Raw genomic sequence first — 8539 nt, 5'->3', positions numbered from 1 at the left:
AAACCAGGTTGAATTTCAGGGAGTGACTAAAATAGAGGCATAGTATATTGTTTTTTGGTAAAATCAATATCAAGCACTGATGGAATTGTGTTGAGTATTCTAAGTTTATATCAAAAACGTGAGGATGGCTGAATAGTTACGAAAAATCAAATGATTTGACAAATCCTGCTCCATCAATTACCCTCTTATCCCCATCATCGACTTCAGTTTCTAATACTGAAGGTGATTCGACAACTTTTACAGCAACCATAGACCAAGTTTCTGATGTAACATGGATTCTTGATGGAATTACTCTTTACACCAACACATCTGGCACAACAGCATCATATTACAACAATTCTGCAAAAGCAGGCACACATAATCTCACAGTAGTAGCAGAAAATGCAAATGGAGCCGATCAGAAAAAGTGGACATGGACAGTCACAGAGCCACCAGCACCATCAATAACTCTCTCATCCCCTTCGTTTTCATCGGTTTCTGATATTGAAGGCAATTCGCGAACTTTCACAGTAACGGTTGATCAGTTAGCCGATGTTACATGGGTTTTTGATGGAGTCACGATTCAAACTGACACATCTGTCCAGACAGTATCATACTACAACAGTTCTGCGCATGAAGGTGTGTATAATATCACAATAGTGGCAGAAAATGCAAACGGAGCCAGCCAGAACAAATGGACGTGGACTGTCACCGATCCAAACCTGTACACAATGCAACTCCAGAAAGGATGGAACCTTGTTTCCACCCCACTAACACCCGGCACACCAGATGTTAACACGCTCTTTGGTAGCAACAGTGATGTAATTTTGCCAGTGTACTCATGGAATACTGCAAACAAGCAATACTACGATGTGAGCACGATCGAGATCGGTAAGGGATACTGGATTCTTGCTTTAAAAGACACACAAGTCACGCTTGCAGGTACGTCATACAGTGAATGAATGGGGCGACATTATGTCAAAAATGAAGTTCATTGTAGCGTTTGTTTTATTGATAACCATGTGCACAGGTGTTGCCGGTGCCACATGGTCATCTTCTATGTATATCACAGCCCTGCCTGCATCAAGTGATGGTAGTTCTCCACCGCCACCACCGGCTACGTATGTGCGCATTTTTGGTGTTGATGGCAATGCAACAGATGGCTTTGACAGGGATTACGATGTCACCGCGCCACCTGCACCAACGGTTAATGCACTGGATGCATATTTTCCATGCACCCATGAAGTCGTAACGCGCCTTGCGACCGATATGAAAACAGATGCGGACACCATCACATGGACTTTGAAGGTCACAGTTCCAAGTGGGTCTACTCTTGATATGAATTGGGATGTGAGCAATTCTCCTTCCGATAAAATGCTTGTAATGAACACTGGCAGTGCAAGCATTGATATGAAAACTCAAAGTTCCACCACTTTTGAAACCGGAAGTTATTCATTGTCCATAACTTCAAGCAAAGTTGTGCAAGATAATTCCACCCCCCCCTCCTCATCAGGCGGCGGTGGAGGCAGCGGCACATCCGGTGAAGAATACGAGAACATCGAAGTAAAAGACGTCGTGCACAAACATATCGTAATGGATGAAGAAACGTCATACGAATTCAAAGAAGAATCAAATGCCATCGAGACAATAAAATTCACTGCCCTCAAAAACGCAGGCGAGATCTCAGCAACGATCGAAGTGCTCAAAGGAAAGTCAGCATTGGTGAAAAATGACCCGCCGGGCAGGGTTTACCAGAATCTGAACATCTGGGTCGGGAAGTCTGGATTTGCGACATCGGACAATATCGCTGATGTGAAGGTCGGGTTCAAGGTGGAAAAGTCATGGATCGAGGCTAATGACATTGTTGTAGCAACGATCAGGTTGTGCAGGTACCATAATGACGTGTGGAATCCTCTCCCAACCAATAAGAGTGGGGAGGATGATACGTACATCTACTTTGAGGCAAAAACACCCGGATTCTCGCCGTTCTCGATAATTGGCAGCACGGAGGAAGATCTGGTAACACAGGGTGCGAACACAGAGGCAATGTCAACTGCCGAATCGGAGCAGACCAGTACACAAGATAGTAATGGTGAGAGGGAGCAGAGCGATGAAGGTATCTCAATGTGGTACTTGGTCGGCGCGCTGGCAATAATGCTCATCGCCGGCGGCGCATATTTGATGTACAGGACTAAAAAGGATGAGGATGGGGAAGTGTTGTAGCCCAACTTTGACAGTCAAGATTAATATAAGTGTTCTTAATTATGTTAGGGCTGTCAAAAACTTTGGTGTTACAGTTTTTGACAGCCCCACCCATTAAAGCAAACTATATACAACAAGAACAAGATTTTATTAATCATCGGAACTAATGTTGTAGTATCATATTCGTTTTTAGAGATGCTTTGGGGAGCTTTCATGAAAATAAAGAGGATCGTTATTAAGAACCTATTTGGAACGTTCGATCATGATGTTCCGTTGAACACGGAAGAACATATCACCATTCTTCACGGACCGAATGGCATTGGTAAGACGGTCCTACTTCAGATATTGAATTCGCTATTCCGTTCTAACTATTATGAGCTTTACCGCATTCCTTTCAGCAGGCTCGAGATCGAGTTCAGTGACCGGAGCAGACTTTTAGTAAGGAAGAAACTGCACCTAGATGAACTTGGCCCCCTCAAGGCCGAGAACAGCAGTTATCGGGAACTGGCATTCGAATGGCTTAAACCCACAAAGAAGAAGGTCCGTTATACGGTCAAACCCATTGATATTGAAGAAGTTTTCTCGACACCTAAGGTCGAGCGCATGATACCCGAGCTTGAGAAGATAGATGATAACACCTGGGTGCATTTCACCACGCAGGAAAAGCTCACATCCGAAGAGGTCATGAGCCTTTTCAGTGACAAGCTCCCACAAAAGAGAAAGGATGAACCCGCATGGCTCAGGGAAGTGCTAGCTTCCATCAACATCTGTTTCATTAAGACACAACGCCTGCTAAGTATTTCGTTCTCCCAATCCGTAGAGACAGAAAGAAGGACCTCCGTCATACCTTCTGTGATAAGTTATTCCGATGAACTTGCAGCCTCCATGCAGAAGAAACTTGCAGAATATGCAGCACTTTCGCAATCCCTTGATCGTACATTCCCTTCGAGGCTGCTAAAGACGGACAGTAAACAGTTGGATACATCCATAGAAGAACTAAAAGTCGAACTTACCGAACTGGAAGACAAAAGAAAACAACTCATAGAGGCAGGATTCATCGAGGCTGAAGGCGGTCTTGACATAGAGGAGATCACAGATATCGATGAGAGCAACAGGAATTTCCTCCAGCTTTACATAGAAGATGTCAAACAAAAGCTCAGCGTATTCAATGATCTTACCCAAAGGATAGACCTTTTGATAAACATAATCAATTGCAGATTCCTTTACAAGAAACTCTCGGTCAGCAAAAAGGATGGATTTGTTTTTACAACGGCAGAAAATATGCCCCTTTCACCGACCAAGCTCTCATCCGGAGAGCAGCAGGAACTGGTACTGTTCTACGAGCTGTTGTTCCATGTAGAACCTGAAGCTTTGATACTTATTGATGAACCCGAAATATCACTACATGTCCTATGGCAACAACAGTTCCTAAGAGACTTACAGGCGATAACCCAGCTCGCAGGTTTTGATGTCCTGATAGCCACACATTCGCCACAGATAATCCATGACCGCTGGGACCTTACCGTTGAGCTTAGAGGACGCGATAATGAAGAGATACTTGACAGCTGACGATATCGCGAACAACGTTCGAATGATGCGAACCCAGTTCAGGGGTAGTGTATTGATAATCGAAGGCAGCACCGACATGAGGCTCTACCAGCGATTTGTGGATGATAAAAGATGCAAGGTCATCCCCGCCAATGGCAAGGAGAATGCTATCAAGGTCATACAGATCCTTAAACGTTCAAAGATGGAAGGTGTTCTGACCATCGTAGATGCTGATTTCTGGCGGGCTGACGGAATAAGGAACAAGAATGATAATGTACTTGTCACCGACACCCATGATCTTGAGACAATGCTTATTGCATCAGAAGCACTGAATCGTCTTCTTGAAGAATTCACATCACCGTACAAAGTTGAAGCGCTTCATATGCCCATAAGACAACTCTTGCTCTATACAGCAATGCCATTGGGACTTTTCAGATGGCTTTCCTCCTCTGGCAAAGATAAACTGTCACTCAGGTTCAAGGACATAGATTTTGATCATTTCATGGAAGTACAGCCACTATCGATAAACATCAAACGTCTCATACGAGAGGTGAAGGTCAACTCACACGGACATTCCCTGAACGAAAGAGTCATACGCAAAAAGATCATGAAAATGCTTGATGAGGATCACGACCCCTGGCAGATATGTTCCGGCCACGATGTTGTAGAGATACTGGCATTCGGACTACGTGAGATCTTTGGCAATTTGGATGCACATCATACTAACGAAGGAATAATAGACAGAAGCCTGCGGCTTGCCTATGATATAACAATGTTCAAGAAGACCGAGCTATATAGCTCGATACTGAATTGGGAAGAAGAGAATGTACCTTACATCGTCCTCAGTGAAGCTTGACCAACATCAGAGCTTTGACATCTTCTTGTAATCCAGCACTTTTGAGACAGGGCTTGTTGAGACCAGAATTCCTGCCTCCTCTACAGCAGAGATCATGTTCACTCCAACGCCCACAAGGATACCGGATAACCCCTCTTCCACCGGAGCACCACATAGATCATAAGCTGAAGAGCCAATGTTCATTACATTGCCTATGCCGGAAGCCTCGAGCTGATGTAAGACATCCTTTGCTTTTTCAACTGCGGAAGATGGAATTGTGCGTATGTTGGCAAGGATGCGACCGTTGCCCGTATCAAGCACGTCCAGAACTGAAGTTGCATGTCTTATCATGAATATCTTTACCGGATCAATGGAAGTACCGGAATACGAGATCAGGTCCCTGAATTGTACGGGATCGTTATGCTCCATTTCCAATATGCCGCCATATGCCGGTTTCACAGGAATGCCGTTTCTGAGAAGCACACCGTCATATGTAATACTGCAAACCGTTGCTATACCCACACTGCCTTCAGGCACATATACCCCGGAATCCGAATCCTCTTCGAAGATCTTAATATTAGGACTTATGCACATGCCACCTGATGCAGCATATTTCATGACATCGAGGGCATTATCGAAGTCGTCCTTGTCGAGAGTAGAAAGGTTGACTATCACGTTGCCTTCTTTGGAAAGGGGGTCGTAATCGGTATTATAGATGAGCTCTTCGATCTTTGTGATAACAAAGCCCAAGCGGTCACCTATAAGAGCATCATCGAGTTCTTTCCTGCCGAAAGTGGTGATGGTACGCCCGCTGTAACCGTGTTTTTCAGTAAATCCCCTTTCATCAAGTATCCTTAAATGATAGCGTACGGCACGTTCGCCTAAATTATAACCACGGCTTTGAAGCTCATCGGCAATGTTCCTTGCGCCTATGGGTTTATCGCTTTCGCTGATAACACGCATGATCTCAATTAATTTACGCTGAATCTGTGGATCGGTCATTTATAGGCACCTGATGTGGATTATAGCTCACAGCAATTTCCATTGGCATTGCTCATTTAATAAAAGCAACGGGTATATACCGGACATCAACTTAAAATTAACTATTGCCGGTTATATCTTTCCTGTTTTTAGTATATAAACCATAAGCCATAATCCCATGAATGCGGCCATAACGAACCCCGCCACCCCAAAAAGAGGAACACCCCCCACATGAGGCTGCATTCCTGTCTGGATGATAAGAGAAGAGCCTAAAATGATAGAAGAAATAATTAAACTGAATGCTAACCGGTTGCTTGATGCATTTAGCTCAGCAACGATACGGTCCATTCCATGATGTTCGAACTTTATGCTCAGGTAGCCTTTCTCTGCTATTGACAGTATGTGTGAGATCTGCAACGGGGCCTTATGCAGCATCCGTGCTGTATACCACATGTCAGTATAAAGGGTGTCCGCAATATTACGAGGCCTGAAACGAGTGCGCATGATGTCCCTGGCATAAGGTTCAGCAATGACGGTCACATTGAAGTCCGGAACCATCTGGAGACCAAAACCACTTACTGTTATCACACCCTTAAAGAGCAATGCAATGTTTGGCGGGATCCTTATCTTGAACTTTCTCAGCAGGGCCATCATTTCCGCTATCATTAGCGGAGTATCAAGCTGCTTTAATGACCTGCTGTAATATTTGTTCAGAACGTGTTCGTAATCGATCTTAAAAGCATGCACATCAATTTCCGTGGGGACCATTCCGAAGTCCTTCAGTACCTCAAGGAACTGGTTCACATCGCCTCTTGTAATAGAGATCAGGGCATCGATCAACAGGTTCCGTATCTCTTTGGATATATGCCCGACCATCCCAAAATCAAGGAGAGCGATCCGGCCATCCTCCATGATAAGGACATTTCCGGAATGCATGTCCGCATGGAAGAAGCCGTCCTCGAATATCTGCTTCATGAATGCCTCTGCTCCACATTCTGCAATTTTGTCCCTGTCCAGTCCAAGCTCATCGATCTTTTTGAAATTATCACTTTTGATCCCATCGATATAGTCAAGGGTCAGCACTCTCCGACTGCTGTACTCCCAATAAACGCCCGGAATAATGATATTCGGATCTTTCTTGAAATTGTTCTGGAAACGCTCAATATTACGAGCTTCCTGGGTATAATCCATCTCCGCATATATGGACCTTTGAAGCTCGTCCACTATCTCCACGGGATTGTAGAGCTTTGCTTCCTCTACATGCTCTTCCGCAAAACCGGCTATACTATAAAGTATGTCGAGATCAGAATCGATAACCTTTCGGATACCGGGTCTCTGGACCTTCACAGCAACCTCCGTGCCACCGTGAAGCTTTGCACGATGCACCTGCCCGAGGGATGCCGCAGCAACCGGTTTTTTATCAAAAGAAAGGAACAGGTTCTCGACCTTTTTACCTAACTCTTCTTCAATGATCCTTTCAATTTCAGAATAATCGAACGGCGGTACATCGTCTTGAAGTTTGGAAAACTCTTCCGCATATTCTTTTGGGATAAGGTCCTCACGCATACTCATGAGCTGGCCGAACTTAACGTAGGTGGGACCAAGCTCTTCAAGTACCATACGTACCCTTGCAGGACCTGTTCTAGCCTCGTCGCCTTTACCGAAACGACCCTTTAACCTGGACCTGAGGGAACCAAGGGACCTAATCCCCATCTGGTCCACAAAGTACCCGAACCCATACTTGATGAGCGTATCAATGATCACTCCATAGCGTTTCACCATGGAATACCTGCGTGCTGTATTGGAAGCCATCCGACATTCTGCCTGCCATTAAATGCTATATGGCAACCTATGCAACTAATAAAAGACCACTAAGATCTTACAAAAATAAATAGAGGGAATAATCAAAGGATCATTCTTCTTTGCTCTTTTCCTTTAGCAGCTCTTCCAGCTCTTCGATCTTTTTGTGAAGGGCCTCTATCTCTTCCTTAGTAGCAAGGTCAGACTTGCCAAAGACTTCCTGAACCTTTGAAGAGATCTTATCTTCCAGGTCTTCCTGCTGTTGTCTTCGCTTTTCAATCAGGTCCTCGACGAACTTTTTACCTTCCTCCTTGTTGAATTCACCTTTCTCAACAAGTTCTTTTACAATCTCATCGATCTTATCTTCGGTAATCGCATACAGGCCCAGACCAAATAGTCCTAACTTCTTCATAGTATCTATCATCAAAATTTAACCTCCCTTAATAGAAGTTAACTTTTTTAGGATATATAGTTTGTGAAAATAGTATTATAGTTAACTGAGATTATCAAATTAGCTCATCAATCCCCCCATTCTAATTTGATGACATTTTCCTCACACATAATTTGCAAATGAGTTGGTTTCTTTAACTCCATTTTGCAAATGTGTGGTTGCAAGTAACTGATACGCTATAAAATTCATAATCAAATCGAGTTTCTTACTGCTATTTTTCATTCATCTGATATCAAATTTAACTGTCCATTTCATGTTCTTGTGTACTCGTTCACATTCACTCCTGTGTGAATAATCTTCATCGAATCCATCATCTGGTAGTGTCCCCATTTGAAATCTTACAAGTGGCCCCCATCCCATTTAATAAATCGATATTAGAGAAGAAGCAGTGATCAAAAATAAGACCTCACTCTTTCGCTCTAACTGCTTCTCCTTTGTTTCTGTTGTTTTCGAGCATAGCTAGACGTGTTGCTATCAGGACACTAAGGAGTCGTAAACGAAGTCCTGTTACTGGCAGAATCTATTTTTGTTGTTATTCACAAACTATATATGTTGTAAGTATGTGAATACTAACAAGAATCATATCTACTATATGATTTATGGGGAAATAGGAACATTCATGGAAAATAAATGAGACGCACAATGCTTCCATTACAGTTTGATTATTTTAGAGGAATTGTTATTGGCACACTTGCATATGCTATCTCAAAAAAAGAAAGTAAATGGTAAATCGATAATGGGGA

7 protein-coding genes and 1 pseudogene are annotated in these 8539 nt (G+C 43.5%); 4 read left to right on the top strand and 4 right to left on the bottom strand.

Features of this window, described 5'->3' with window-relative positions:
* The first annotated feature begins 155 nt into the window (after positions 1 to 155).
* The 4 genes from QAS77_RS08530 (at position 156) to QAS77_RS08515 (ending at position 4585) form a co-directional block, all read left to right on the top strand.
* Positions 156 to 941, top strand: coding sequence for a hypothetical protein (locus QAS77_RS08530; RefSeq protein ID WP_305064941.1), 786 nt, complete (start codon positions 156 to 158; stop codon positions 939 to 941).
* A gap of 13 nt (positions 942 to 954) precedes the next feature.
* Positions 955 to 2202 (top strand): PGF-pre-PGF domain-containing protein, encoded by a 1248-nt coding sequence (locus QAS77_RS08525; protein WP_305064939.1) that lies wholly within the window; start codon positions 955 to 957, stop codon positions 2200 to 2202.
* A 192-nt stretch (positions 2203 to 2394) separates the two neighbouring features.
* Positions 2395 to 3750 carry an AAA family ATPase gene (locus QAS77_RS08520; protein ID WP_305064937.1) on the top strand — a complete coding sequence of 452 codons (1356 nt, stop codon included), beginning with the start codon at positions 2395 to 2397 and terminating at the stop codon, positions 3748 to 3750.
* A complete protein-coding gene (locus tag QAS77_RS08515) occupies positions 3728 to 4585 on the top strand; it encodes a DUF4435 domain-containing protein (RefSeq protein WP_250868108.1) in 858 nt (285 codons plus the stop codon). Before QAS77_RS08520 ends, QAS77_RS08515 begins: the two co-directional genes overlap by 23 nt.
* Positions 4586 to 4591: 6 nt before the next feature.
* Here the strand turns inward: QAS77_RS08515 and QAS77_RS08510 are convergent, their stop codons facing one another.
* The 4 genes and pseudogenes from QAS77_RS08510 to QAS77_RS08495 all read right to left on the bottom strand — a co-directional run.
* Positions 4592 to 5566 (bottom strand): DUF128 domain-containing protein, encoded by a 975-nt coding sequence (locus QAS77_RS08510; RefSeq protein ID WP_250868109.1) that lies wholly within the window; start codon positions 5564 to 5566, stop codon positions 4592 to 4594.
* Between the two features lie 111 nt (positions 5567 to 5677).
* Positions 5678 to 7357 carry an ABC1 kinase family protein gene (locus QAS77_RS08505; RefSeq protein ID WP_305064935.1) on the bottom strand — a complete coding sequence of 560 codons (1680 nt, stop codon included), beginning with the start codon at positions 7355 to 7357 and terminating at the stop codon, positions 5678 to 5680.
* A gap of 100 nt (positions 7358 to 7457) precedes the next feature.
* Entirely contained in the window at positions 7458 to 7769 is a 312-nt protein-coding gene (locus QAS77_RS08500; RefSeq protein ID WP_305064934.1) for a phasin family protein, read from the bottom strand.
* A 129-nt stretch (positions 7770 to 7898) separates the two neighbouring features.
* A pseudogene (locus QAS77_RS08495) lies at positions 7899 to 8117 on the bottom strand (ISNCY family transposase); the annotation flags it as partial.
* Positions 8118 to 8539: the final 422 nt, after the last annotated feature.

Source organism: Methanococcoides sp. (assembly GCF_030594565.1).
Taxonomy (GTDB): domain Archaea; phylum Halobacteriota; class Methanosarcinia; order Methanosarcinales; family Methanosarcinaceae; genus Methanococcoides; species Methanococcoides seepicolus.
This window is presented reverse-complemented; position numbering and strand designations above follow the sequence as displayed.